Source organism: Streptomyces sp. NPDC059443, assembly GCF_042750105.1.
GTDB lineage: Bacteria > Actinomycetota > Actinomycetes > Streptomycetales > Streptomycetaceae > Streptomyces.
The window spans coordinates 12,211-35,423 of the sequence record NZ_JBHYVM010000036.1; the positions used below are offsets into that span (position 1 = coordinate 12,211).

Sequence of the window (23,213 nt, forward strand, 5' to 3'; positions counted from 1 at the left end):
CCTTCCTCCGCCCCTCCCTTTCTCCTCCACCTCTTCCAGGAGCCTTCCATGACCACTGTCGACGCGACCCCCGCCACGGGGGCGGTGCTCCGCTTTCCCCCGGGGTTCCGGTGGGGCACCGCGACGGCCGCCTATCAGATCGAGGGCGCGGCCGCGCTGTACGGGCGTACGCCCTCGATCTGGGACACCTTCAGCCGTACGCCGGGCAAGGTGCTGGGCGGCGACACCGGGGACACGGCCGCCGACCACTACCACCGGATCGCCGAGGACGTGGGCCTGATGAAGCGGCTCGGCGTGAGCGACTACCGCTTCTCGGTCGCTTGGCCGAGGGTGCAGCCGACCGGGCGGGGGCCTGCCCTGCGGCAGGGGCTCGACTTCTACCGGCGGCTGGTGGACGCGCTGCTGGAGGCGAGGATCCGGCCGGTCGCCACGCTCTACCACTGGGACCTGCCGCAGGAGCTCGAAGACCGGGGCGGCTGGCCCCGCCGCGAGACGGCCGAGCGGTTCGCCGAGTACGCGGGACTGGTGGCCGGGGCGCTCGGGGACCGGGTGGCGAGCTGGACCACCCTCAACGAGCCCTGGTGCGCGGCCTTCCTCGGCTACGCCTCCGGGGTGCACGCCCCCGGCCGTACCGAGCCCGCGGCCGCGCTGCGGGCGGCGCACCACCTCAACCTGGCCCACGGGCTGGGCGTACGGGCGCTGCGCGCGGCCCTGCCCCGGTCCGCGGAGGTGTCGCTGACGCTCAACCCGCACGTGGTGCGGCCCCTGACGGACTCGGCCGCCGATGCGGACGCGGCCCGGCGGATCGACGCGGTGGGAAACCGGATCTTCCTCGATCCGGTCTTCCACGGGCGGCTCCCGCAGGACCTGGTCCGTGACACCGCCGCCCTCACGGACTGGTCCTTCGTCCGGGACGGCGACCTCGCGGCCGCCTGCGAGCCGATCGACTGGCTGGGACTGAACTACTACTCCCCCACGGTGGTCGCGGCCGCCGGGTCGCACGCTCCCGCCGCCGAGCCCTCGCCCTGGCCCGGGGCGGAGGGGCTCGTACGGTTCCCTCCCGCGCCCGGTCCCCGTACGGCGATGGACTGGCCGGTGGACGCGGGCGGGCTGTACGAGCTGCTGACGCGGCTGCGCGACGAACTGCCCGGGGTGCCGCTGCTGATCACGGAGAACGGCGCGGCCTACGAGGACCACGCCGCTCCCGGTGGCGCCGTGCACGATCCGGAGCGGATCGCCTACCTACGGGGGCACCTGGCCGCGGTGCACCGGGCGATCGGGGACGGGGCGGACGTGCGGGGCTACTTCCTGTGGTCGCTGCTGGACAACTTCGAGTGGGCGTACGGCTACAGCAAGCGGTTCGGCGTCGTGCACGTGGATTTCGCCACGCAGCTGCGTACGCCCAAGGACAGCGCGCGCTGGTACGCGGAGGTCATCGCCCGGGGCGGTCTGGATCCGGCGGAGACGGGACACTCTTGAGGCGGCCGCTCAGGGCAGCAGTTGCGGGTACTGGGCGTCGATGCCGCCGTCGCCGGCCGAGAGGTCCAGGATCCGCGGGGAGGCGGGGTCGGACAGTTCCGGAGCGAGACCGATGCGGCCCGTGCCGGTGCGGGTGGCGACCCGGAAGCGGGTGGCCTCGGGGAAATTGAGGGCGAGGTGGCCGTCTCGGATGTCGGCGGTGACGTGGTCCGGCGGGGTGACGAAGCCGATGTCGGCCCGGCCCGATCCGACGGACAGCACCGCCTCGGGCGTGGTGAGGGCGGTGGCGAGCAGCGTGCCGGAGCCTATGCGGGCGTGCACGGGACCGCGCAGGCCGGTGAGGCCGAGCTGACCGCTGTCGACCCGCACGTCGACGGCGCCGCCGAGTCCGCCGATCTCCACGCGGCCTGAGACGGAGCTGACCGTGACCGGGAGGCCGGCGGGGACGGTGACTCCGAGCCGGACCGAGCAGGACGAGGACCTGTTGGCCGGCCAGGAGTCCTCTTCGGAGCAGTGCGGGGTCAGCGTGAGGGTGCCTTCGTGCCAGCTCTGCTCGATGGAGGGTTTCGTGCGCGACCAGCTGACTTCGGCGCGGTAGCCGACCTGCTGGTCTGCGCGGGGCGACACCGCGATGTCCGCGCCGCCGCCCATGATCCGCAGGGCGGTCACCGGCCGGCCCTCGGTGGCACCGCGCAGGGTGCCGGTGCGGGTGACCCCGTACGCCCCGGCCTGCCAGGCGGCGGGGAGGACGACGAACACCGCGCCGAGCAGGGCGGCGATGATCCAGGCGAGCCGCCGCTTGGGTCGTGGCTGGGCCGCGGCCCCGGGCGGGGGCGTCACGGGGTGCCGTCGAGGAAGCGCAGGACGGCGAGGACCCGGCGGTGGTCTCCGTCGGTGACGGACAGGTCGAGCTTGGCGAAGATGTTGTTGATGTGTTTGGCCACGGCGCTCTCGCTCACGACGAGCTCGGCCGCGATCCCGGCGTTGGAGCGGCCCTCGGCCATCAGGGACAGCACCTCGCGTTCGCGCGGGGTGAGGCGTTCGAGGGGGTCCGGGCCGCCGCCGCGGCGCAGCAGGAGCTGGGAGACGACCTGCGGGTCGAGGGCGGTCCCGCCGCCGGCGACCCGGCGCAGGGCGTCGATGAACTCCTCCACGTCGGCGACGCGTTGTTTGAGGAGGTAGCCGATGCCCGCGCTGCTCGGGGCGGACAGCAGGTCGGCGGCGTAACGCTCCTCCACGTGCTGGGAGAGGAGCAGGACGGCGGTGCCGGGGCTCTGCTGGCGGATCATGAGGGCCGCGCGGACGCCTTCGTCGGTGAAGCCGGGGGGCATCCGGACGTCGACGAGGGCGAGTTCGGGCTTGTGCTCCTCGACGGCGGCGAGCAGGCCCTCGGCGTCGCCGGTTTCGGCGGCCACCTCGAAGCCGGCCATTTCGAGGACTTTCACCAGTCCGATGCGCAGGAGGACGGAATCCTCGGCGATCACGGCACGCACGGCAGCTCCACGGTCAGGGTGGTCGGGCCCCCTATGGGGCTGTCGATCTTGATGGTTCCGTCGACCGACCCTACGCGTTTGCGCAGGCCGGTCAGTCCGGTGCCCCCCGCCGGGTCGGCGCCGCCGACGCCGTTGTCGCTGACGGTGACCCGCAGTACGTCGTCGGCGGTCCGGATGACGTGGACCGAACAGTGCCGGGCGTGGGCGTGCTTGGCGACGTTGGCGAGGGCTTCGGAGACGACGAAGTAGGCGACGGCCTCGACGGCGGGGCCGGGGCGGACGGCGAGGTTCACGGTGAGTTCCACGGGCAGGGGCGCGCGGGCGGCGATGCCGGAGAGCGCGGCGTCGAGCCCGCGGTCCTCCAGGACGGGCGTGTGAAGGCCCCGGACGAGGCTGCTGAGTTCCTCGATGGCCTCCTTCGCCTCGCGGTGGGCCTCGTCGATGACGGCCTTGGCCTCGGGGGGCAGACCGGGGAGAGTGGCGCGGGCTATCCCGAGGTTCATGGCGAGGGAGACCAGGCGCTGTTGGGCCCCGTCGTGGAGGTCCCGCTCGATGCGGCGGCGTTCGAGGTCGGCGGCGTCCAGGACGTCGGCCCGGCTTTCGGCGAGGTCCTCGACGCGGCGCTCCAGTTCGCGGGCCCGGTTGGGGCCCAGGAGCGCGAGGGCGGCGGCCGTGTCGAGCCGGGCGAGGAGGACCGCGAACCAGGGCGCGGCGAGCAGCAGCAGGACCCCGAGCCCGGTGAGGGCGCCGGACTCCCATGTCCAGCCGGGCCGGGTGCCCGGGGGCAGTGCCCAGGACCACGCGTAGACGGTGGTGCAGACGGCGCCGGCGGTCCAGGTGAGGACCAGCAGTCCGCCGCCGAGGGCGGTGAGGGGGCTGATCAGGACGTGGTAGCCGTACTGCCGCCAGGTCGCCTCGGAGCGCAGTCGCTCGCTCAGGCCCCGGAGGCTGTGCCGGGGGTGTTCGCGGGCCACGGGCGGTATGTCCACGCCGAGCAGCGACCAGCAGCGGTTGCGCTGGAGGGCGGTGAGCAGCGGGGACAGCGCGAGGACGAACAGCAGGAGGACGGGGCTGTGTCCGGGGCCGGTGAGCAGGAGCAGCAGCCCGAGGCCGAGAGGAAGGGAGGGCGGGATCGCGGCCGCTGTGAAGGCGGTGTTGCGCCAGGCCCATGAGGACCAGGGCGCGTGCGCCGTGGTCCAGGTCAATGTACGCCGCAGCGCGCCGGAACTTGCCATGCGAGTACGGTAATCGCCCTGGCCAGGGCGTTTCCACCACCCTGGTGCCCGGTCTGGGGTGTACCTGGCACCACCCCCGATTCGGACCGTGGGGTTACTGATTCGGGAGGCCCGGCGGACGAGTCTTGTGGTGTGCCCGGCGGACGGACCGCGGGGCGGAAGGAGACCCGCAGTCATGGCCCTCGTCGCGCCGCAGTTCCGCACCCGCTCGGCTGCCCGGACCGCACCCCGCCTGTCGGCGGTGCTCACCGGGGCCGGGCTGGCGCTGCTGCCGTGGATGCTGGTGCTGGCGAGGACGCTGCCGCAGAGCGCCGAGGTGTCGAACTGGGCCACCGCTTGGATAGGCCTGGACGTGATGCTGGCCGCGGGGCTGACGGGGACGGGACTGCTGCTGCGCCGCAAGGACACCCGGGTGGTCCCGGTGGCGGCGGCGACGGCGGCCCTGCTGCTGATGGACGCCTGGTTCGACGTCACGACCTCGGCCGGGAGCGAGCAGACGCTGGCGTTGCTGCTGGCGTTCGGGGCGGAGCTGCCGCTGGCGATGGCCTGCGCGGTGGTGGCGGCCCGCCGTGCGTAGGCCCTGGAGGGCGGGGGCGGGGGCCCGGGCGGGAGCGGCAGCCGTGTCGGTGGCCGGGGCGGGGACGGTGGCGGGCCCCGCACCAGGTGGGTGCGGGGCCCGAGGCCTGCCGGTCGCGCGGGTCACCGTACGGCTATCGCGTACGGGGGCTCTCCCAGCGGTAGAACTCCTGGGCCATGGCGTCCTTGGGGCTGCGCCAGGTCTCGGGGTTGTGCGGGCTGACGTAGGCGGTGAGCCGGTCGCTGAGGTCCTGGAACTCGGGGTGGTTGGTCACCTGGGCGATGGCCGGGCCCGGGGGGCGGTCGGACTCGATGAGGTGCATGTACACGTCGCCGAACTGGAAGAGGCTGCGACGGGTGACCCCGACGAGGTGGGGCAGTTCGCCCGCGTCCGAGGCCGCGAAGAGCTCGGCGATGTCGGGGGCGGACTGCGGCGCCATACGGGCGACGATGAGAGCACGGTGCATCCGGAATGCTGCCTTTCTTCTCAGACGCGGCTGGTCGCGGGCTTGCGGCTCTCGCGTTCGCGTTGTTCGATCTTGTCCCGGATCAGTTCCAGCTGGATCTTCGAGTTCTGGTTGATGCGCGCGGTCATCCCGGCATCGTCGACGGGCGCTTGCGGCTTCATGGCGAAGTCCTGGGTCCACACCATCCGGGTGCCGCCGGGCACCTCGAAGTACTGCCAGTGGATGTCCATGTGCTCGAACGGGCCAGTCTCGACGCGGCGGGCGCGCACCGTGCGGGTGACGGGGTCGGGGGTGCGTTCGGAGACCCAGCTCCACACCGTGCCGTTCTCGTCGGGGTGCATGGTGAGGCGGAAGCGGGTGGTGGGCCCGTCCTCCTCCAGGACCTCCAGCGAGGCGTACTCGCTGAACAGCCCGGGCCAGCTCGGGAGATCGTTGGTCATCTCCCAGACGGCGTCCATGGGCGCCTTGACGGTGATCTCGTTCTCGGTGTGTCCTGCCATCTCAGGCTCCTGTCATCAGGCTGGTGTTGACGAGTTCGAGGAACTCCTTGGGGGTCTTGCAGCGGTCGGCGTCGGTGGGCAGCGCCCGACCGCGCTTGTTCTCCAGCAGTCCCACGATGCCGAGCAGGCCCAGCGAGTCGAGGCCGAAGTCGTCGAACTTGGAGTCCGGACGGCTCATCATCTCGGCCGGGTCGACGGTGATGCCGGCGCCGGACTTCATCAGGGCGGCCAGCTCCTCGACGGTCAGTCGTTCGGACATGAGCGGCTCCTTCTGTTTCTAGGAGGGGATACGGATCACGAGCGCGGCATTGGAGCCCATGAGGCCCCGGCTCAGGACGAGCGCGGTGCGCAGCTCCGTGGGGCGGGCGCTGCCCGTCACCACGTCGAGGTCGTGGCACACGTCGAAGACGTTCGGCGTGGGCGGGACGATGCCGTGCTCCAGGGCGAGCACCGCGGCTGCGGTGTCGAGGGCGGGGGCCGCGCAGTAGGCCCGGCCGGTGCCCGTCTTGGGCGCCGTGACCGGGACGGTGCGACCGTGCGCGCCGAGGGCGGAGACGATCGCGGCGGCCTCGGCCCGGTCCGCGTCCGGGGTGCCGAGGGCGTCCGCGAAGACCACGTCGATCTCCTCGGGGGCGCAGCCCGCGTCCCGCAGGGCGCCCCGGATGGCGTGGGCGAGGCCTTCGCCGGACCCGGCGGCCTTCTCGGGGTGGTGCGGGCCGGTGAAGGTCGCCGCGTGCCCGGCCAGCACGGCCCGGACGGACGCTCCGCGGCGGCGGGCCGAATCCTCGTCCTCCACGAGGAACATCGCGCCGCCCTCGGCGGGAACGAACCCGCAGGCCTTGTCGGTGAAGGGCCGGTAGGCACGCTCCGGGTCCTCGTGCGTGCTCAGCCCCTCGTAGCCGAGCTGGCAGACGATGGAGTACGGGGCCAGGGGCGCCTCGGTGGCTCCGACGAGCATGGCCCGGCTGCCCTGGCGGATGGCGCGGGCGGCGTGCGCGAAGGCGTCGAGCCCGCCCGCCTCGTCGGCGGCCACCACCCCGCACGGGCCCTTGAGGCCCCGCCGGATGGAGATCTGCCCGGTGCTGGCGGCGTAGAACCAGGCGATGGACTGGTAGGGGCCGACGTAGCGCGGGCCCTGCTCCCACAGGTGTTGCAGCTCGCGCTGGCCGAACTCGCCGCCGCCGGAGCCGGCCGCGGTGACCACTCCGACCGAGAAGGGGTCGTCCTCGTAGTCGGCCCGGCCGAGCCGGCCGTCCTCCAGGGCGAGGTCGGCCGCGGCCAGCGCGTGGTGGGTGTAGCGGTCGGTCTGGACGAGGAAGCGCTCCTCGACCATCGAGGCCGGGTCGAAGCCGCGCACCTCGCCGGCTACGCGCAGGGGGAGGTGCTCGCAGCCCTCCCTGGTGATCCGGCCCAGGGCGGAGCCGCCCGACTGGGTCGCCTTCCAGAAGGCTTCGGCGCCGATTCCGTTGGGCGCCACGACCCCGATGCCCGTGATGACCGTACGGCCGCTCACGAGACCACCTCCTCCTTCGACTCCTCGGACCGGCTCATGACGACGGCGGACTGGAAGCCGCCGAAGCCGCTGCCGACGGAGAGCACGCTGCGCAGCGTGCGCTCGCGGGCGACGCGCGGGACGTAGTCCAGGTCGCATTCGGGGTCGGGGGTCTCGTAGTTGGCCGTCGGCGGGACCACCTGGTGGGTCATCGCCAGGACGCAGGCGGCCAGTTCGATCGCCCCGATCGCGCCGAGCGAGTGCCCCACCATCGATTTGATGGAGGTCATCGGCGTCTTGTAGGCGTGGTCGCCCAGGACCCTCTTGACCGCCGCGGTCTCGTGGCGGTCGTTCTGCTTGGTTCCGGAGCCGTGCGCGTTGACGTAGTCGATCTCGCACGGGTCGACCCGGGCCTGGGCGAGGGCGGTTTCGATGGCCCGGGCCATCTCCAGGCCCTCGGTGGTCAGGCCGGTCATGTGGTGGGCGTTGCCGAAGGTGGCGTAGCCGCCTATCTCGCAGTAGACGGTCGCTCCGCGGGCGCGGGCGTGCTCCAGCTCCTCCAGGACGAGGACGGCCCCGCCTTCGCCGAGGACGAAGCCGTCGCGGTCGGCGTCGAAGGGCCGGGAGGCGTGGGCGGGGTCGTCGTTGTTCGGGGAGGTGGCCTTGATGGCGTCGAAGCAGGCCACGGTGATGGGTGAGACGGGTGAGTCGGAGGCGCCGGCGATGCACACGTCCATCCGCCCTTCGGCGATGGAGTGGACGGCGTACCCGATGGCGTCGAGTCCGGAGGTGCAGCCCGTGGAGACGGTCTGGACCGGGCCGCGTGCTCCCGTCTTCTCCGCGACGGCGGAGGCCAGGGTGGCCGGGGTGAAGGCCCGGTGCAGGTGGCGTCCGGCGAGCCGGTGGTCCACGTCCCACCAGGCGCCGGACTGGCTGACGGCCACGTAGTCGTGCTCCAGGCGGGTGGTTCCGCCCACGGCCGTGCCGAGGGAGACTCCGGTGCGCCAGGCCTCGTCGGTGGTGAGGTCGAGGCCCGCGTCGCGCACTGCCTCGCCGGCGGCGACCAGGGCGAACTGGATGTACCGGTCCGCGCGGGCCGCCTCTTCTGCGGTGAGGCCGTGTTCGGCGGGGTCGAAGTCGACCTCGGCGGCTATCCGGGAGCGGAAACCGGTCGGGTCGAAGAGGGTGATGCCGCGCGTGGCCGTACGGCCGTTGGACAGCAGGTCCCAGAAGGCGGTGGTGCCGATCCCGCCCGGGGCGACGACGCCGACCCCGGTGACGGCCACCCGGCGGCGGGTCACGAGACCACTCCCGCACGGTCCGGGGGCCGCTCCCAGGCGGAGCCCTCCGGGTGGACCGCCTCCTCCGTGTCCACGTGGCCCAGCTTCGGGTCCGGGGCCAGCGGGCCGAGGTGGAAGACCATGCGGGCTTCGGTGTCCCCGACGTTGCGGAACCGGTGGCGCACGTTCATCGGGACGAGCAGTCCCTGGTCGGTGAGGAGCGGGTGGGCCTCGCCGTCGAGGTCGACCTCCAGCGTCCCGCTGACCACGTACACGAACTCCTCGGAGTACGGGTGGTAGTGCTCGGCGATGTGCTCGCCCGGGGCCATGACGGCAAGGCCCATGAAGCCGCTGGTGCAGCCCACCGAGGTCGGTGTGAGCACGGCCCTCAGGTCTCCGCCGCGCCGGGTGTTGGGCTGCGTCTCGCTGAGGTCCACGATGTGCGGTGGGCGTTGTCTGGTCATGACGGGGTTCCTCCTGGCGATGGGGAGCCTGGACGGGGCTGGCGGGTGGTGGGGGGTCCTCGAAGGGGCCGGGGTGGTTGGCGGTGGTCGTGGTGCGTTCCGTTGAGGGGTCAGTGCTCGGCGGGGGCCCGGCGGTCGGTGATCAGGCTCATGGTGTGGCGCAGGGCGGACGACGGGCCGTGGTCCGCGGCGGTCATCAGCCGGGCGAGGACGGCCGCCTTGCGCGGTCCGCGGACCCCGAACGCGGTCTCCAGCCCGGAGCCCTGCGGGCCCCGCACGTCGATGAGGCGGACGACGATGTCATCGCGTTGGAAGATGCTGCTGCTCACCGTGGGCGCGTCGGGGCGGTGGGCCGCGGCCTCGTCCTGGTGGGCCAGGAACTTGGCGAGCGCGGGTCCGCAGCCGGGCTTGGCCGGGTAGAAGAGGGCGTGCCTGCGTACGTCGGACCGGTCCTCGGCGCCCGCTTCGCGCGCGGCGACGTGGTGGACGGCCGGCAGCGCGGCCTTCATGAAGAACATCCGGGCGGACTCGGGGTCGCCGAGGTCTCGGTCCTGTTCCAGGTACGGGTTGATGGCTTCTTCGACGGCCCTCACCTCGGGCTGTTCGGAGACGTGCCGCAGCGCCGACATCAGGTCGCCGCGGACCTCCACCGTACGCACGACGCGGTTGCCGTGCATGAACAGCGAGGTCCGGCAGAGCCGGGTGTGGCCGTCGACGTCGGCGGCCGGGGAAGCGTAGCTGGAGAGGATCTCGGCCACCTTCTTCTCGCTGCCGGGCTTGACCGTGAAGGTCAGCGCGTGGCGCACGATGCCGGCGCCGAGCCGGGGCGATTCCTGGAGCCGCGCGCTGGTGGAGCGCCGCGCGTCCTGGTAGCCGCGGCCGGTCTCGCGCAGCACGGTGTACTTGAGCGGGCGCATGGAGCGGGCGCAGGCGCCGAGCGGGCGCACCTGCTCGGCGTGGTGCTCGCTGTTGACCCAGGCGAGGTACTGCGGGGCGCTCTCCCACTCGCTGGTGATGAGCCACTGCGAGGGGTTCTCGAAGGACTGGCAGAGCTGGTCGCTGATGTGCCCCGGCTCCGAAGCGATGTCGTGGCGCATCTGCTCGTAGGCCTCGAAGAACCGCTGCTGGGCGCCTTCGTGGAGGTCCATCAGCAGGACCACGCGGAGCATGGAGCCGTCGAAGGCGGACTGTGACACCCGTTCGGGCAGGGTGGTCGTCATCTGCTCACTCCCTCGTGAGGGCCCTTCGTGAGGGCGTTGGAGTTCCATCGCGTACGGACCCTCGTCCGTCATGGGCGGTCACCGCCCGGCCCGGCGGCCGCCTCGGGGGAACGGCAGGCCTGTGCGTCTTCGGGGGAACCGCTGTCGCTCATCGTCATCCGCGAATGGACGTACCGCTACATCTCCGGATCAAGCGGGTGACAACCGGTGTATCTCCTGGGCCTGACTGCCGATCGGGGGCATAAAAGAGTGCACTCCCCCCACAGAAATCAGGAGCTCGCAGCTGATGGAAGACACCGCAGATGTTCGCGTACCGGTTCTCGTCGTGGGCGGCTCCCTCGTGGGCCTGTCCACCTCGCTGTTCCTGAGCCGTCACGGCATCAGGCACATGCTCGTCGAGAAGCACGCCGGCACCTCCGACCACCCGCGCGGCCGCGGCATCAACGCCCGGACCATGGAGTTGTTCCGGGTGGCTGAGGCCGAGGGCGCCATCCGCCGGGCGGCCTCCGCGCTGGAGAACAACATGGGCATCCTCCAGACGGATTCCCTGCTGGGCGGCAACCACAAGTGGCTGGTCAAGGCCATCGACCCGGCCGGGGCGCTCGCCAAGTTCAGCCCGGCCGCCTGGTGCGTGTGCAGCCAGAACAACATCGAGCCGATCCTCGCCACGCAGAGCCGCGCCCAGGGCGCCGACATCCGCTTCTCCACCGAGCTGATGAGCTTCGACCAGGACGCGACCGGGGTGAACGCCCTGGTCAAGGACCGGGAGACGGGTGAGCACCTGACCGTGCGCGCCGACTTCCTGATCGCGGCGGACGGACCGCGCAGCCCCGTACGCGAGGAGTTGCGCATCACCCAGACGGGCAGCGGCGAGCTGTTCCACAACGTCAGCGTCACCTTCCGCTCTCGGCGGCTCATCGAGGTGCTGGGCGATCTGCGCTTCATCGTCTGCTACCTGATGAAGCCGGGTGCCGACGGCGCTCTGCTGCCGGTGGACAACGACACCCAGTGGGTCTTCCATCTGCCCTGGCACCCGGACCGGGGCGAGACCCTGGAGGACTTCACCGAGGAGCGGTGCGTCGCGCAGATCCGGGCCGCGATCGGCGTCCCGGACCTGGACGTGGAGATCGGCGGCAAGGCACCGTGGCACGCGGCCGAACGGATCGCCGAGCGGTACTCGTCCGGTCGGGTGTTCCTGGCCGGCGACGCGGCCCACGAGATGTCCCCCACCGGGGCGTTCGGCTCGAACACCGGCATCCAGGACGCGCACAACCTGGCCTGGAAGATCGCGGCGGTCCTCGACGGATCGGCCGGGATCGGGCTGCTCGACACCTACGAGGCCGAGCGGCTGCCGGTGGCGCTGGCGACCGCCGAGCGCGCCTCGGCCCGTTCGGCGGAGCACAGCCACCCGGGGTACGCGCCGCCGCCGACCATGGGCGGCGGACCGGGCAGCGGGGTCATGACGACGGCGATGGCGTACGCGTACCCGCGCGGCGCGCTGGCCGGCGCCGACCCGGACCGGCCGGTCATCCCGGAGGGGATGCGGATGACGGGCGACGTCGGCACCCGCGCCCCGCACATGTGGCTGACCCGGGCCGACGGGGAGCGGGTGTCCACGCTGGACCTGTACGAGCGCTCGTTCGTGCTGCTCAGCGGCGCGGGCACGCCGTGGCGGGAGGCCGCCGAGCGGGTGGCGGAGCGGCTGTCGGCGCGGCTGGATGCCTACGGGATCGGATCCGCCCGGGGAGCCGACCTGGTGCAGGAGGCGGGCGCCGACTGGACCGCCGTGCACGCGCTGTCGGAGGCGGGGGCGGTGCTGGTGCGGCCGGACGGATTCGTCGCGTGGCGTTCGCAGGGGGCGGTGGCCGATCCCGAGGCCGCGCTGTCCGCCGCGCTGTCACAGGTGCTGCGCCGGAGCTGACCGGCCCGAACCGCCGACCGCCGAGGTTGGTCCCCCTGCCGCCGGCCCGTAAGCGGGCCGGGGGCAGGGGCGTTTACGGGTGCCCGCGTCAGGCGCAGGCCCAGCAGCCCGCCCAGCAGCCGGAGCCGTGGTGCGCGGGGCGCCTGCGGCGGGCGGTGGCGGCGGGGCTCTGTCGCGCCTGGTCGGAGTTCCGGCGCGCGAAGCAGGCGACCACCACGGCGATGGCGGCGAGTTCCTCGGGGGCGGCCACGCCCTTCTCCACACGGAGCAGGCTGGCCATCGGGGTCATCGGGGCTATCGGTGCTTCCTTCAGCATCGTCACGGCCTCTCGCAGAGACGGATCGCGGGCCCCCCTCACAGAGCCACCGAGGACTCCGGACGCAGCCGACGCTAGCGGCGCGCGGCGCGCCCGGCACACCGGGAAATCCGCGACCGCCCAGGTCAGCGGTGCGCGGACCGGGCGGCCACGGGGCTGCGACGGCCGGCGGGCGCTACGCCATCGGAGTGGCGGGCCGCCGGAAATCCCGGTGCGCGGGCCGAGGCGGGCGGCCTAGGCTGAAGGGATGAGTACCCGTACCTTCCGCATCACCGTCCGGGGGTCCTTCGACGGCCTCACCGAGGCGCAGCGCGCCGAGCTGCTGGCCGACTCGGCGCAGCACGACATGCTGCACGCGAAGTTCACCCCCGAGGGGGACCTCACGTACGACCTGGCCGCCCGGCCCTTCTTCACCTTCCGCTTCCTGGCCGGGGGCGAGGCCGAGGAGGACATCCTGGACGCGACGGCCCACGCCGAGCTGGCGGCCGAGAGCTGGCTGACGGAGCGCGGGTACGGCTTCAAGCGGCTCAGCTCGCAGGCCCAGGACCTCACGCTGGCCCCGCAGAGCAAGCGCCAGCGGCAGGCGGCCGCCCGCGGCGAGGCGTAGGGCGCGCCAAGCGCTCGCGGGTCCGCACGGCTCCGCCGAACGGCTCACGGGTGGGGCATTGATCGCGCCACGGCGGTCATTTGGGCTGATTTTCTCCTAATCTGGCCGCCTCGCGGGAACCGCCCGCTCCGAGGAGTCCCATGCGCCGCCTGCACCGGTCCGCCCTCCTGTCCGCGGCGGCGGTCGTCTCCGCCCTGGTCCTCCAGGCCGCTCCGGCCCACGCGGCGGCGCTCGGGCACGACGCCGACGGCGGAACCGCCGCGGCGGAGGGCGCCGTCATCGGCGCCGATCACGCGCGGGCCCATGCCGAGCTGCGCCGGGCGGCCGAAGGGGCCGGGGAGTATCCGCAGTCGCGGCGCACGGCGAGCCTGGAGTCGCTGCGCGTTTCGCAGCGCGAGGCCAACGCCGGTTTCGACGCGGCCGTGTCGGGACGGTTCACCGAGTACTTCCCCTCCCCCGACTTCGGCGTGCACCTCGCCCTGCTGCCCACCGGCAAGGTGCTGCTCTTCTCCTTCTCCCGCGTGGAGACCGACCCCACCAAGGAGACCGGACCCACGGACCGGATCGGCGCGGCGAACGCCGGCCGCGCGTACCTGTGGGACCCGGCGAAGGGAACCGGCCCGGGCGCCTTCAAGAAGGTCACGCCGCCCGTCGTGCTGATGCCGGACGGTACGCACGCGCCGCGCCCCGCGCCGTTCTTCTGCGCGGGCCACTCCTTCCTGCCCAACGGAATGCTCGGGGTGTTCGGCGGCAATACGGGCGGCAAGGGCGGCAGCGGCGCGAAGCTGTCCTTCGTCTTCGACCCGTGGACCGAGGGCTGGTACCGCAACCGCGATATGGCGGTGGGCCGCTGGTACCCGTCGGTGGTGACCGGCGCGGACGGGCGGCAGATCATCATGTCCGGCCAGTCCGAGCGCGGTACGGGGACCCCCACCCCGGTCGTGGAACGGTTCCCCGCTCCCGGACGGGCGGTGCCCTGGCGGCCCTTCGACATCCCGCTGGGCATCGCCTCGCAGCGGCTGCGCTCCGACGCGCCCTTCCGCAACGACTACCCGCACCTGTTCTCGCTGCGGGACGGCAAGATCTACGGGCTCGGGCGCGACGCCGACCAGCAGTGGCTCTTCGACACGGGCGCGCAGACCCGTACCGATCTACCCCGACGGCCCGCCGACTTCCGGGGCTACGGATCCGCCGTCCCGCTGCCCGCCGGATTCCGCGGCCCGGACTCCGTGCTGGTGCTCGGCGGGGACCCGCTCGATCCGAACACCTACCGGCTGGCGGGCGGGGCCTGGACCACGGAGGAACCGCGCGCCTTCGGCCGGACCCAGGACGACACGCTGATCCTGCCCGACGCGACGCTGCTGACCGTCAACGGGGCGCTGTCCACCCGGGATTACGGCTTCGGCCCGTTCAATCCGAAGGCCGACCTGAAGTACCGGCAGACCGAGCTGCGCGGCGCGGACGGCCGGTGGCGGCTGGGCCCGGCCCAACGGCTGCCCCGGGGATACCACTCCAACGCCCTGGTACTGCCGGACGGCCGGGTGATGGTCACCGGGGACGAGCTCCAGCAGATCGCCAACGACCCCGACATCAAGGACGACATGGACGGCTCCATCGAGCTCTACGAGCCGGCCTACCTGCACCGGGGCGCCCGCCCGGTGCTGGACCGGGTCCCGGCCGGCGAGATCGCCCACGACGCGGAGTTCTCCGTCGAGAGCGCGAGCGCGGGCGAGGTCCGGCGCGCCGTGCTGCTGGCGCCGACCACCGTCACCCACGCGGTGAACACCAGCCAGCGCCATCTGGAGCTGCGGATGACCGGCGTCCGCGGCCGCACGATCGGGCTCCGGGCGCCGGCCACCTCGGCCGACGCCCCGCCCGGGTACTACATGCTGTTCCTCCTCGACGCCAAGGGCGTTCCCGGCACGGCGAGGTGGGTCAAGATCGGCAAGCGCTGAACCGCCCTGCCTCGCCGGATCCCTGCCCGAGGCGGACCACCGCCGCGCGGCCGCGGGTCCGTAGCAGCAGCTCCCGCGGCCCGGTGGCCAGGACCGCGTCGTACGGGCCCAGTCCGGCGGCGCCTTCGATCTCGGCGGGCCCCTCCAGGGCGATGACCAGCAGGCTCTCACCGGGCCGGACGCTGAGCGCGAGGTCGCCCCGTACGACGGCGGTGTCGGCCGTCACGGCGCCCCTGCGGTACATCACGTTGAAGTTCACGACCGGGCCGGCCAGCAGCCGGCAGGCGGTCGGCTCGTCCCCGGGGAACCCGCGCGGCTCGTAGCGCCGGTCCACGAGGTCCCGTACCCCGCCGATCTCCAGGTCCATGCCCGCGCCCTCGGCGAGGGTGAGCGTGCGGTCCACTCCGGGGAACACGGAGAAGGGACCGTCGGCGGTGACCTCGGCGAGGCTGATGCGCCAGCCGAAGTCGTCCATCCCGGCCCCCGGGGGGAAGGCGGCGATCTCGCGGGTCACTCCCCCGCCGTTCTTCCATCCGGCCGCCGGGCGGTCGGCCGCCCGCAGGATCCGGATGCTCGTCTCGCTGGTCATGGCACCCTTCCGGGCCCGGGGAGGTGCTTCCCGGGCCCGGAAGAGCCTATCGAGCCGAAGGACCCGTCGGGCCGGCCGCCTGTCCGGGTCTAGCCGACCGCGAGGTCGTCCCCGTAGACCGCGCCCTGCCCGTACCAGCCGTGCAGGTAGACGGTGACGGTGCCGGAGGCGCCGGTGGTGAACGGGACGCTCAGCTTGGTCCAGCCGGTGGAGGTGGTCCAGGTGCTGCCGGTGGCTCCGCCGCGCACGCCGAGGTACGCGTAGCTGCCCTGGACCCAGCCGCTCAGCGTGTACTTGGTGTTCGGGGTCAGGGTCAGGGTCTGGGTGCACTCGCCGGTCTGGGAGGAGGTGGGCGAGGTCTTCAGGGCGTACGAGCCCCCGTGCACCGGGGTGGTGACCACCGAGGCGCCGCTCTCGCAGCTCCACGGCGCGAGCGAGCCGCTTTCGAGGCCGCCGTTGACCAGGGCTCCGCTGCCGCCGCCCGGTCCGGAGACGGTCAGCGTGAAGGTTCCGGAGTGCGTGAGCGTGCCGGCGGCTCCGGTGACGGTGAGGGGGTAGGTGCCGGGCGCGGCCGAGGCGGAGGCGCTGACCGTGAGCTGCGCCGAGCCGCCCGCGGTGACCGAGGCGGGGCTGAGGGTGGCGGTGACCCCGGCGGGCGCTCCGGTCGCGGTGAGGGCGAGGGTCTTGGCGTTGCCGGAGGTGACGGCCGTGGTCACGGTGGCGGTGGTGGAGCCGCCGGGGGCGACCGTGGCCGAGCCGGGCGCGACGGAGAGGGAGAAGTCGTCGGCGACGGGGCCGCCGCCGCCGGTGAAGGGGGCGAAGGTGTGGGTGAAGTACCAGGGGTCCTGGGCGATGCCCGAGCAGGTGTCGGAGCCGCCGGTACCGGGGCAGCCGCCGTTGTCGCGCTGCAGGGCCCAGAAGGAGAGGGTGTTGATGCCCTTGGCGGTGGCCCAGTTGTAGACGGCGGTGGCGTCGGCGGTGGTGAAGGTCTCGGCGGCGCCGAAGTCGTCGATGCCCGGCATCTCGGTGACGCCGATCATGCCCCAGAGCTGGGCGGGGGTCTTCGCCGGGTAGAGGCTCGCGAGCTGGTTGTAGAGGCCGCCGGCCGCGTTCTGGGTGTCGGTCGCCATGTTGTGGGTGGCGTTGTCGTAGTAGTCGAAGGTCATCAGGTTCACGACGTCCACCCGCGCGCCGGCCGTCTTGGCGCTCTTGAGGACGGCGAGGCCGCTGCTCGCGAGGCCGCTCGTGGTGGTGGGCAGGGTGTACGAGATCTGCACCGTGCGGCCGTTCGCGGCGGCCCAGTCCTGGACCTTCTTGATGGCCTGGTTGCGGCGGTCGATCCCCGCCTTGTTGGTCAGCGAGTTGTCCTCGATGTCCATGTCGAGCCGGGTCATGTCGTAGGTCGTGATGACCTTTTCGTACGCGGCGGCGATCGAGTCCACATTGGTGCAGCTGTCGGCGATCTCGGTGCCGCCGTTGTCGGCCGCGTAGCCGCCGAAGGAGGGGATGACGTCCCCGCCGCGCGAGCGGATCGTCGTGAAGTCGGCGCCGAAGACGGAGGTGGACATCGGCTGGCTCGTGCTGCCGTTCCAGTACGGGGTGCAGGAGCCCTTGGCTTCGGCCTGCACGAAGGCCATGGTCAGGTACTTGGCTCCGGACTTCTGCGCCAGATCGGCGGGGCTGTCGGAGGAGTAGGCCTCGAAGTACGGCGCGAAGACGTGTGCGGGCAGCGGGGTCGCGGCGTGCGCGGCCGTGCCGGCGCCGATGACGAGGCCGGCGGAGGCGACGGCGGTGGTGAAGGCCGCGAAAAGGGCATGGAGGTGCCTGGGACGTCTCAACGAAGCTCCCGGTGGGGCGAAAGCGAGCGGGCGGACGCCTCATGATTGGTCTGGACCACCCCTGGGTCAAGGGTGCCGACCGCCCCAATCGCCGGGGGGGCGGGGGCGCCCGGGGGGGGCGGGGGGGGCGCGGGGGGGGGGCGGGCGGGGGGGCCGGGGCGTGTGGGGGGGCGGGCGCGGGGGGGGGGGCCGCGCGCGCCCCCCCCCCCCGCGCCCCGGGCGGGGGGGGGGGGGCCCCCCCCCCCCCCGGGGCCGTGTACTGCCGTCAGTGCGAGTCGGTGAGGGCCGGCGCGGGGGCCGGGGCCTCGGACGCGTCGGGGGCCACGGTTCCGGACGCGACGGGGGCCGGCTCCGCGGAGGTCTCGGCGACCCGGGGGCCGTGCGCTCCGCGCAGGCCGATCCCGCTGATCACCGCCACCAGACCGAAGGCGACGGCGCCGATGGCGAAGGTCAGGGTGAACCCGGATTCGGCCGGCAGCGGGGGAACCCCCGCCGGCAGGTGCTCGATCGTCTTCGACGCCAGGATGGTGGTGACGATGGCGCTGCCGATCGCGCTGCCCGTGGAGCGGGAGATCGAGTTGATGCCGTTGGCGATGCCGCTCTGGTGGTGCGGGACGCTCGCCATGATGACGGCGGGCATCGCCGCGTAGCCGAAGCTGACGGCCGCGCCGACGATCAGGCCGGCGCCGATCACCGAGGCGCTGTGGCTGTGGTCCAGCGCCAGCCAGCCGAAGCCGGCGGCGCCCAGGGCGGCCGCCACGGCGAGCGCGACGCGCGGGCCGCGGTGGCGGACCAGCTGGCCGCCGATCGGGGAGGCGAGGAGCGAGACGATCGCGCCGGGCAACAGGAACTCCACGGAGGCGCGCAGGATGGAGGCGTCGAAGCCGTAGCCGGTCAGGGCCTTGGGCATCTGGACGAGGTAGGAGACGCCCAGGAAGTTCGCGAACATGCCGAAGCCGACGAGGATGCCGGCCAGGTTGGCCATGAGGACCGGGCGGTGGACGAACATCTTCATGTCGACGAGGGGCTCGCGGACCTTGAGCTCGGTCAGCACCCACACGGCGGTCATGACGGCGGCGCCGGCGAAGCTGCCCAGCGTGCGGCCGGACGCCCAGCCCCACTCGTGGCCCTGGGAGATCGGCAGCAGGAGCAGCAGCAGGGCGATGCCCAGGGTGAGCGCGCCGAGGAAGTCCGTACGTCCGCCGGTCTTGTGCTTCGTCGCCGGAACCAGGAAGACGACGGCGAGCAGCGCGAGCACCGCGAAGCCGGTGGCCATCCAGAAGGCGTTGCGGTAGTCCGCGTCGGCGCCGGAGGTCAGCAGGCCGGTGGCGACGAGCGCGAGGCCGCTGCCGAAGGCGAGGGTGCCGCTGACCAGGGCCATCGCACCGGGGAGCTTCTGCGGGCGGACCTCTTCGCGCAGGACGGAGAGGGCGAGCGGGAAGATCGCGGTGGCGGCGCCCTGGAGGACGCGGCCGAGGATCAGCAGGGGCAGCGAGGACGCCAGGGCGGCCACGACGGAGCCCGCGACCATGACGCCGAGCACGGCCACCAGCGTCGGCTTCTTGCCGTGCTGGTCGCCGAAGCGGCCGAGCAGCGGGGTGAAGACGGCGGCGGACAGCAGGGTGGCGGTGGTCACCCAGCTGACATTGGCGGTGGTGGTGCCGAGGTCGTTGCGTATCAGGCCCAGGATCGGGACCGGCAACGTCTGCATCATCGACACGACCATGGCGGCCAGGCTCAGGGCGAAGACGATGACCGTCTCGTTCCGGTGCCCGCCGGCCTGGGAGGTGGCCGTGGCGGAGGGGGTGGGGCTCATGGCAGGGGGACCTTCTCGGTGCTTCAGATCGCAGATGTTTGACGTCATCAAGTACTTCGACTCCACCAGACGGTAGACGTCAATAGTTCAGGTAGTCAAGTAAAAGGTTGATAATATGAAACATCTTGAGTACGCTCCCGGTATGAGCGCCACCACCCCGCCCGCCGCCCCGACCAAGCTGGAGCTCCTGGAGCTGCTCGCCGCCATCGGCACCGCCCAGTGGCGCGACTTCGCGGCGGCCGCCGCCCACTACGGCCTCACCTCCACCCAGGCCAGGGTCCTCGCCCAGCTGAACGGCCCGCTGCCGATGCGCGGCCTCGCCGCCCTGCTGGTGTGCGACGCCTCGAACGTCACCGGGATCGTGGACCGGCTGGAGGCCCGCGAGCTGGTGCGCCGCGAGCCCGACCCCGTGGACCGGCGGGTGAAGAACGTGGTGGCCACCGACGCCGGCCGCGAGGTGATCCGTCGCGTGCGCGAGGAGATGCAGGCCACCCACGGCGCTCTGGACGTCCTGGACGACGACGAGAGCGCGACGCTCTACTCCCTACTGGAACGGCTCCGCCCGACCCTGGAGAAGGACGCCTGAGACGGCTCCGCCCGAACGCGTTGGCCAGGGGAAACGCCACCTGACAGACTGCAACGGCTTCAGAACATTCCAGGAGGACACATGTCAGACGAAACCGACACCCCGAAGAACGAATCGCCGGCCGAGGAGGCCAAGCGGAAGTTCAAGGAGGCCCTGGAGCGGAACGCCGCCAATGCGCAGTCCCAGCAGGCGCACCAGAGCCGGGCGAAGATCCAGGGCGCCGGCGGCAACCCCGGCGGCAAGAACAAGAAGGTCCGCCGCAAGACCGGCTGACCACGGCGCGGTCGCGGCGACGCGACGGCGCGGCAGCCGGCCTCGACGGGGTCAGGGACCGGTACACGGTCCGGATCCGGTCGGGGGCGGCGCCCAGGGATCCTCCACGACTTCGCACCCTGCGCACACGCGGCTTTGAGTCAATCGGCCGATGCCGGATGTCACCTGCGGGGTGCACTGTTCGGCCAGTCGGGTGATGGGTGATAACCCCCGGTGTCCGCGGCAGTTGAGCAGCTCGTCCCGCCGAGGGCAGCTATCTCATGCGACAGTGCGACAGAAGAAGGATCCCCCACATGTTCAAGAAGTTCATGGCCACCGCAGCCGCCACCGCAGCCGTCCTGGGTGCCGGTGCCGCCGTAGCCTCCCCGGCGATGGCGATCGGCAACGACAACGGCGTCAACACGGTCAACGGCAACGGTTCCGCGCAGATCTACGGCAACCAGGAGACCAGCGGCAACATGAGCCCGCAGATCAGCGCGATCCAGGGCTCGCTGAACAAGCTCTGTGTCGGCCTGCCCGCGAAGGTCAACGCCCAGTCGATCCTGGCCGCGGTCAACGTCGGCGTCCAGGACATCCCGGTCCTGTCCAGCCCGCAGAACCAGCAGTGCGCCGAGAACTCCACGCAGGCGAAGGGCGACGAGGCCCTCTCGCACATCGTGGACAACATCCCGGTCCTGTCCGGCAACCTCTCCTCCGGTAGCTGACCCACCAAGGCCACGCCGGTGCGGCGCCCTCCGGGGCATCGCACTGGCGTTTCCTTTTGGTCTAGACCTTGACAGGTTCAGACCACTTTCGCTTCAGTGGGCGGTGTTGCCTCCCCCACGGCAACTCCCCCCACCCAAGGAGCACTTCCGTGATACCCGCCCTTCGCCGCCGCGCCCTCTCACTGGCCGCCACCGCCGCCGTCACCCTCGGCCTCGCCATCGCCCTCCCCGCCTCCCCCGCCACCGCCGCCCCCGCCTGCGCCGGTGCGTGGGCCTCCTCGGCCGTCTACACCAACGGCATGAACGCCTCCTACGGCGGACACAACTGGCTGGCCAAGTGGTGGACCCAGGGCGAGACGCCCGGCACCACCGGCCAGTGGGGCGTCTGGTCCGACCAGGGCGCGTGCGGCGGCGGGGGCTCGACCGACCCGGACCCGGGGACCGGCAACCCCTCCGGATTCGTGGTCAGCGAGGCCCAGTTCAACCAGATGTTCCCGAACCGGAACCCCTTCTACACGTACAACGGGCTGGTCGCGGCCCTGTCCGCCTACCCGGGCTTCGCCAACACGGGCGACGACACCGTCAAGCGGCGGGAGGCGGCCGCGTTCCTCGCCAACGTCTCGCACGAGACGGGCGGACTCGTCTACATCGTCGAGCAGAACACCGCCAACTACCCGCATTACTGCGACAGCAGCCAGCCCTACGGCTGTCCGGCCGGGCAGGCCGCCTACTACGGGCGCGGCCCCATCCAGCTGAGCTGGAACTTCAACTACAAGGCGGCCGGGGACGCGCTCGGCATCAACCTCCTCGCCAATCCCTACCTGGTCGAGCAGGACCCGGCCGTCGCGATGAAGACGGCCCTCTGGTACTGGAACACGCAGAACGGGCCGGGCACGATGACCCCCCACGCCGCCATGGTCAACGGCGCGGGCTTCGGCGAGACCATCCGCTCCATCAACGGCTCCCTCGAATGCAACGGCGGCAACCCGGCGCAGGTGCAGAGCCGGGTGAACGCGTACCAGAGCTTCACCCAGCTGCTGGGCGTGACCCCGGGGAGCAACCTGAGCTGCTGAGGTTGCCGCCCGATGGCTCAGCGCGTCCGCAGCGTGGTGGCCAGCTGGGCCCGGGAGCGGACGTCGAGCTTCTGGTAGATCCGCGTCAGGCGCGCCTCGACGGTCTTCACGCTGACGAAGAGCTTCGCGGCCGCCTCCTGGTTGCTGGCCCCCTGGGCGACGAGCAGCGCCAGCCGGGTCTCGGCCTCCGTGAGGGCGGCCAGGGTCCGCGTCCCGCCGCCGCTCTCGCCCGGGGAGGGCTCGCGCGCGAGCTCGGTCCAGGGGGTGGCGCCCGCCTCGGCGAAGAGCTCGGCGGCCGCCCGGAGCGCGGCCCGGGCGGGTGCGCGCCGGCGGCGGCGCCGTTCCACCCGGGCCAGCGCGAGCAGGGTACGGGCACGCTCCAGCGGGAGCTGGAGGAGCGCGAAGCGCTGGGCGGTGGCCTCCAGCAGGGCCACCGCCGCCTCCGCCTCGCCCTGGGCGGACAGGCACAGGCCCTGGGCCCGGTCGAGGGCGGCGATCACGCTGGTGCGGCCGAGCGCCAGGGCCGTCGTACGGACCCGGGCCATCAGCTCGGCGGCCTCGTCCGGCGCGTCGGCGGCCACCAGGGCCTCGGCGAGTTCCCCGTGCCAGCGCAGGATCGAGGGGTCCACCACCTGCTGGGCGGCCTCCAGGCCGGCGACCCGGCGCAGGGTGGCCACGGCCTTCGCGGCCTCGCCCGTGGCCAGCTCGACCAGGCCCAGCGCGTACAGGCTGCGGGAGAGGAAGACCTGGTCGTGCTCCTCCTCGGAGGCCTGGATGCCGCGCAGGGCGTATCCGGCGGCGCGCGGGAAGCCGCCGCCCATGGCCTCGGCCATCGCGGCCACGTACCAGGCGGGGCCGGGTGAGAGGCCCGCCTCGATGGTCAGTTCCAGGGCGTGGCGGGCGTGTCCGGTGGCGGCCGCGCACCTGCCCCGGCGCAGTTCGACCTCGGTGAGGCTGCGCAGCACCTCGAAGACGTCCTCGGCGGAGCCGGTGCGCTGCACGGCGGGCAGCAGGACGAGCAGCTGGCGGCGGGCGTCGACGAGCCGGTCGTCGAAGAGGGCGTGGCGCACGGCGAGGTACTGCGGGGCGTTGCGCATGCCGAGCGGTACCTCGGGCGCGGGCAGGGCCAGGGCCTCGGTGAGGATCTCCTCGGCTCCGGAGTCCCCGAGGATGCGGCCCATGCGGGCCCGTACGGTCAGGGCCATCGCTTCGGCGACCTGGTCGCGGGGGGGGGGGCCCCGCGCCCCCGCGCCCGCGGGGGGGGGGGGGGGGGCGCGCGGGGGGGCCCGCGCGGGGGGGGGTGTGTTGCGCGGGGTCGGCGCGCTCGCG

The 23,213-nt window shown here is 72.8% G+C and carries 24 protein-coding genes; 9 read left to right on the top strand and 15 right to left on the bottom strand.

Annotated elements, in window-relative coordinates; genetic code table 11:
- Positions 1–48 precede the first annotated feature (48 nt).
- Complete coding sequence (locus ACFXDJ_RS28770) at positions 49–1,479, top strand: GH1 family beta-glucosidase (RefSeq protein ID WP_384850783.1); 1,431 nt, start codon at positions 49–51, stop codon at positions 1,477–1,479.
- A gap of 9 nt (positions 1,480–1,488) precedes the next feature.
- On the opposite strand, the gene ACFXDJ_RS28775 is transcribed toward ACFXDJ_RS28770, so the two are convergent.
- From ACFXDJ_RS28775 to ACFXDJ_RS28785, 3 genes are read right to left on the bottom strand one after another with little or no spacing between them, the layout of a single operon-like run.
- Positions 1,489–2,319, bottom strand: coding sequence for a hypothetical protein (locus ACFXDJ_RS28775; RefSeq protein WP_384656005.1), 831 nt, complete (start codon positions 2,317–2,319; stop codon positions 1,489–1,491).
- Entirely contained in the window at positions 2,316–2,972 is a 657-nt protein-coding gene (locus ACFXDJ_RS28780; RefSeq protein ID WP_384656003.1) for a response regulator, read from the bottom strand. Before ACFXDJ_RS28780 ends, ACFXDJ_RS28775 begins: the two co-directional genes overlap by 4 nt.
- Positions 2,960–4,207: a histidine kinase gene (locus ACFXDJ_RS28785; RefSeq protein ID WP_384656001.1), complete on the bottom strand. Its 1,248-nt coding sequence runs from the start codon at positions 4,205–4,207 to the stop codon at positions 2,960–2,962. The genes ACFXDJ_RS28780 and ACFXDJ_RS28785 overlap by 13 nt, the downstream gene beginning before the upstream one ends.
- Positions 4,208–4,382: 175 nt before the next feature.
- Here ACFXDJ_RS28785 and ACFXDJ_RS28790 point away from each other — a divergent pair, with 175 nt between their 5' ends.
- The gene (locus ACFXDJ_RS28790) at positions 4,383–4,784 is read left to right on the top strand and encodes an LPXTG cell wall anchor domain-containing protein (protein ID WP_384655998.1); all 402 of its coding nucleotides are present in this window, start codon (positions 4,383–4,385) and stop codon (positions 4,782–4,784) included.
- A gap of 133 nt (positions 4,785–4,917) precedes the next feature.
- On the opposite strand, the gene ACFXDJ_RS28795 is transcribed toward ACFXDJ_RS28790, so the two are convergent.
- The 7 genes from ACFXDJ_RS28795 to ACFXDJ_RS28825 form a co-directional block, all read right to left on the bottom strand.
- The gene (locus tag ACFXDJ_RS28795) at positions 4,918–5,250 is read right to left on the bottom strand and encodes a TcmI family type II polyketide cyclase (protein ID WP_384655995.1); all 333 of its coding nucleotides are present in this window, start codon (positions 5,248–5,250) and stop codon (positions 4,918–4,920) included.
- A gap of 20 nt (positions 5,251–5,270) precedes the next feature.
- Complete coding sequence (locus ACFXDJ_RS28800) at positions 5,271–5,750, bottom strand: SRPBCC family protein (protein ID WP_384655993.1); 480 nt, start codon at positions 5,748–5,750, stop codon at positions 5,271–5,273.
- A 1-nt stretch (position 5,751) separates the two neighbouring features.
- Positions 5,752–6,009, bottom strand: a complete 258-nt coding sequence (locus ACFXDJ_RS28805; protein WP_384655990.1) for a phosphopantetheine-binding protein — start codon at positions 6,007–6,009, stop codon at positions 5,752–5,754.
- Positions 6,010–6,027: 18 nt separating this feature from the next.
- Positions 6,028–7,263 (bottom strand): ketosynthase chain-length factor, encoded by a 1,236-nt coding sequence (locus ACFXDJ_RS28810; RefSeq protein WP_384655987.1) that lies wholly within the window; start codon positions 7,261–7,263, stop codon positions 6,028–6,030.
- Positions 7,260–8,543: a beta-ketoacyl-[acyl-carrier-protein] synthase family protein gene (locus ACFXDJ_RS28815; RefSeq protein ID WP_384850786.1), complete on the bottom strand. Its 1,284-nt coding sequence runs from the start codon at positions 8,541–8,543 to the stop codon at positions 7,260–7,262. The genes ACFXDJ_RS28810 and ACFXDJ_RS28815 overlap by 4 nt, the downstream gene beginning before the upstream one ends.
- A complete protein-coding gene (locus ACFXDJ_RS28820) occupies positions 8,540–8,986 on the bottom strand; it encodes a cupin domain-containing protein (protein ID WP_384850789.1) in 447 nt (148 codons plus the stop codon). Before ACFXDJ_RS28820 ends, ACFXDJ_RS28815 begins: the two co-directional genes overlap by 4 nt.
- 110 nt (positions 8,987–9,096) lie before the next feature.
- Positions 9,097–10,206, bottom strand: coding sequence for a SchA/CurD-like domain-containing protein (locus tag ACFXDJ_RS28825; RefSeq protein ID WP_384661211.1), 1,110 nt, complete (start codon positions 10,204–10,206; stop codon positions 9,097–9,099).
- Positions 10,207–10,492: 286 nt separating this feature from the next.
- Here ACFXDJ_RS28825 and ACFXDJ_RS28830 point away from each other — a divergent pair, with 286 nt between their 5' ends.
- Complete coding sequence (locus tag ACFXDJ_RS28830; protein ID WP_384661214.1) at positions 10,493–12,127, top strand: FAD-dependent oxidoreductase; 1,635 nt, start codon at positions 10,493–10,495, stop codon at positions 12,125–12,127.
- 88 nt (positions 12,128–12,215) lie between these two features.
- On the opposite strand, the gene ACFXDJ_RS28835 is transcribed toward ACFXDJ_RS28830, so the two are convergent.
- Complete coding sequence (locus tag ACFXDJ_RS28835; protein WP_384661216.1) at positions 12,216–12,443, bottom strand: acyl-CoA carboxylase epsilon subunit; 228 nt, start codon at positions 12,441–12,443, stop codon at positions 12,216–12,218.
- Positions 12,444–12,690: 247 nt separating this feature from the next.
- Here ACFXDJ_RS28835 and ACFXDJ_RS28840 point away from each other — a divergent pair, with 247 nt between their 5' ends.
- Positions 12,691–13,050, top strand: a complete 360-nt coding sequence (locus tag ACFXDJ_RS28840; RefSeq protein WP_384661219.1) for a DUF6204 family protein — start codon at positions 12,691–12,693, stop codon at positions 13,048–13,050.
- 140 nt (positions 13,051–13,190) lie between these two features.
- Complete coding sequence (locus tag ACFXDJ_RS28845) at positions 13,191–15,005, top strand: galactose oxidase-like domain-containing protein (RefSeq protein ID WP_384850792.1); 1,815 nt, start codon at positions 13,191–13,193, stop codon at positions 15,003–15,005.
- On the opposite strand, the gene ACFXDJ_RS28850 is transcribed toward ACFXDJ_RS28845, so the two are convergent.
- The 3 genes from ACFXDJ_RS28850 to ACFXDJ_RS28860 all read right to left on the bottom strand — a co-directional run bounded on the left by ACFXDJ_RS28850 (position 14,986) and on the right by ACFXDJ_RS28860 (position 19,248).
- Positions 14,986–15,594: a HutD family protein gene (locus tag ACFXDJ_RS28850; RefSeq protein WP_384850796.1), complete on the bottom strand. Its 609-nt coding sequence runs from the start codon at positions 15,592–15,594 to the stop codon at positions 14,986–14,988. The genes ACFXDJ_RS28845 and ACFXDJ_RS28850 overlap by 20 nt on opposite strands.
- An 89-nt stretch (positions 15,595–15,683) precedes the next feature.
- The gene (locus tag ACFXDJ_RS28855) at positions 15,684–17,432 is read right to left on the bottom strand and encodes a carbohydrate binding domain-containing protein (protein ID WP_384661227.1); all 1,749 of its coding nucleotides are present in this window, start codon (positions 17,430–17,432) and stop codon (positions 15,684–15,686) included.
- A 265-nt stretch (positions 17,433–17,697) separates the two neighbouring features.
- Positions 17,698–19,248: an MFS transporter gene (locus tag ACFXDJ_RS28860; protein ID WP_384850798.1), complete on the bottom strand. Its 1,551-nt coding sequence runs from the start codon at positions 19,246–19,248 to the stop codon at positions 17,698–17,700.
- A 142-nt stretch (positions 19,249–19,390) separates the two neighbouring features.
- Here ACFXDJ_RS28860 and ACFXDJ_RS28865 point away from each other — a divergent pair, with 142 nt between their 5' ends.
- The 4 genes from ACFXDJ_RS28865 (at position 19,391) to ACFXDJ_RS28880 (ending at position 21,884) form a co-directional block, all read left to right on the top strand.
- The gene (locus ACFXDJ_RS28865) at positions 19,391–19,834 is read left to right on the top strand and encodes a MarR family winged helix-turn-helix transcriptional regulator (RefSeq protein ID WP_384850800.1); all 444 of its coding nucleotides are present in this window, start codon (positions 19,391–19,393) and stop codon (positions 19,832–19,834) included.
- 81 nt (positions 19,835–19,915) lie between these two features.
- A complete protein-coding gene (locus ACFXDJ_RS28870; RefSeq protein ID WP_384663684.1) occupies positions 19,916–20,107 on the top strand; it encodes a DUF5302 domain-containing protein in 192 nt (63 codons plus the stop codon).
- 293 nt (positions 20,108–20,400) lie between these two features.
- Positions 20,401–20,811: a rodlin gene (locus ACFXDJ_RS28875; protein WP_384663682.1), complete on the top strand. Its 411-nt coding sequence runs from the start codon at positions 20,401–20,403 to the stop codon at positions 20,809–20,811.
- Between the two features lie 149 nt (positions 20,812–20,960).
- Complete coding sequence (locus tag ACFXDJ_RS28880) at positions 20,961–21,884, top strand: glycoside hydrolase family 19 protein (RefSeq protein WP_384663680.1); 924 nt, start codon at positions 20,961–20,963, stop codon at positions 21,882–21,884.
- Positions 21,885–21,901: 17 nt separating this feature from the next.
- On the opposite strand, the gene ACFXDJ_RS28885 is transcribed toward ACFXDJ_RS28880, so the two are convergent.
- Complete coding sequence (locus ACFXDJ_RS28885) at positions 21,902–23,089, bottom strand: helix-turn-helix transcriptional regulator (protein WP_384850802.1); 1,188 nt, start codon at positions 23,087–23,089, stop codon at positions 21,902–21,904.
- Between the last annotated feature and the right edge of the window lie 124 nt (positions 23,090–23,213).

Bases quoted from the DNA above. Each gene is read 5' to 3' on its own strand.
- ACFXDJ_RS28770 (WP_384850783.1), top strand. From the start codon at position 49: ATGACCACTGTCGACGCGACCCCCGCCACGGGGGCGGTGCTCCGCTTT.
- ACFXDJ_RS28785 (WP_384656001.1), bottom strand. From the start codon at position 4,207: ATGGCAAGTTCCGGCGCGCTGCGGCGTACATTGACCTGGACCACGGCG.
- ACFXDJ_RS28790 (WP_384655998.1), top strand. From the start codon at position 4,383: ATGGCCCTCGTCGCGCCGCAGTTCCGCACCCGCTCGGCTGCCCGGACC.
- ACFXDJ_RS28795 (WP_384655995.1), bottom strand. From the start codon at position 5,250: ATGCACCGTGCTCTCATCGTCGCCCGTATGGCGCCGCAGTCCGCCCCC.
- ACFXDJ_RS28800 (WP_384655993.1), bottom strand. From the start codon at position 5,750: ATGGCAGGACACACCGAGAACGAGATCACCGTCAAGGCGCCCATGGAC.
- ACFXDJ_RS28805 (WP_384655990.1), bottom strand. From the start codon at position 6,009: ATGTCCGAACGACTGACCGTCGAGGAGCTGGCCGCCCTGATGAAGTCC.
- ACFXDJ_RS28820 (WP_384850789.1), bottom strand. From the start codon at position 8,986: ATGACCAGACAACGCCCACCGCACATCGTGGACCTCAGCGAGACGCAG.
- ACFXDJ_RS28825 (WP_384661211.1), bottom strand. From the start codon at position 10,206: ATGACGACCACCCTGCCCGAACGGGTGTCACAGTCCGCCTTCGACGGC.
- ACFXDJ_RS28830 (WP_384661214.1), top strand. From the start codon at position 10,493: ATGGAAGACACCGCAGATGTTCGCGTACCGGTTCTCGTCGTGGGCGGC.
- ACFXDJ_RS28835 (WP_384661216.1), bottom strand. From the start codon at position 12,443: ATGCTGAAGGAAGCACCGATAGCCCCGATGACCCCGATGGCCAGCCTG.
- ACFXDJ_RS28840 (WP_384661219.1), top strand. From the start codon at position 12,691: ATGAGTACCCGTACCTTCCGCATCACCGTCCGGGGGTCCTTCGACGGC.
- ACFXDJ_RS28845 (WP_384850792.1), top strand. From the start codon at position 13,191: ATGCGCCGCCTGCACCGGTCCGCCCTCCTGTCCGCGGCGGCGGTCGTC.
- ACFXDJ_RS28850 (WP_384850796.1), bottom strand. From the start codon at position 15,594: ATGACCAGCGAGACGAGCATCCGGATCCTGCGGGCGGCCGACCGCCCG.
- ACFXDJ_RS28860 (WP_384850798.1), bottom strand. From the start codon at position 19,248: ATGAGCCCCACCCCCTCCGCCACGGCCACCTCCCAGGCCGGCGGGCAC.
- ACFXDJ_RS28865 (WP_384850800.1), top strand. From the start codon at position 19,391: ATGAGCGCCACCACCCCGCCCGCCGCCCCGACCAAGCTGGAGCTCCTG.
- ACFXDJ_RS28870 (WP_384663684.1), top strand. From the start codon at position 19,916: ATGTCAGACGAAACCGACACCCCGAAGAACGAATCGCCGGCCGAGGAG.
- ACFXDJ_RS28875 (WP_384663682.1), top strand. From the start codon at position 20,401: ATGTTCAAGAAGTTCATGGCCACCGCAGCCGCCACCGCAGCCGTCCTG.
- ACFXDJ_RS28885 (WP_384850802.1), bottom strand. From the start codon at position 23,089: ATGGCCCTGACCGTACGGGCCCGCATGGGCCGCATCCTCGGGGACTCC.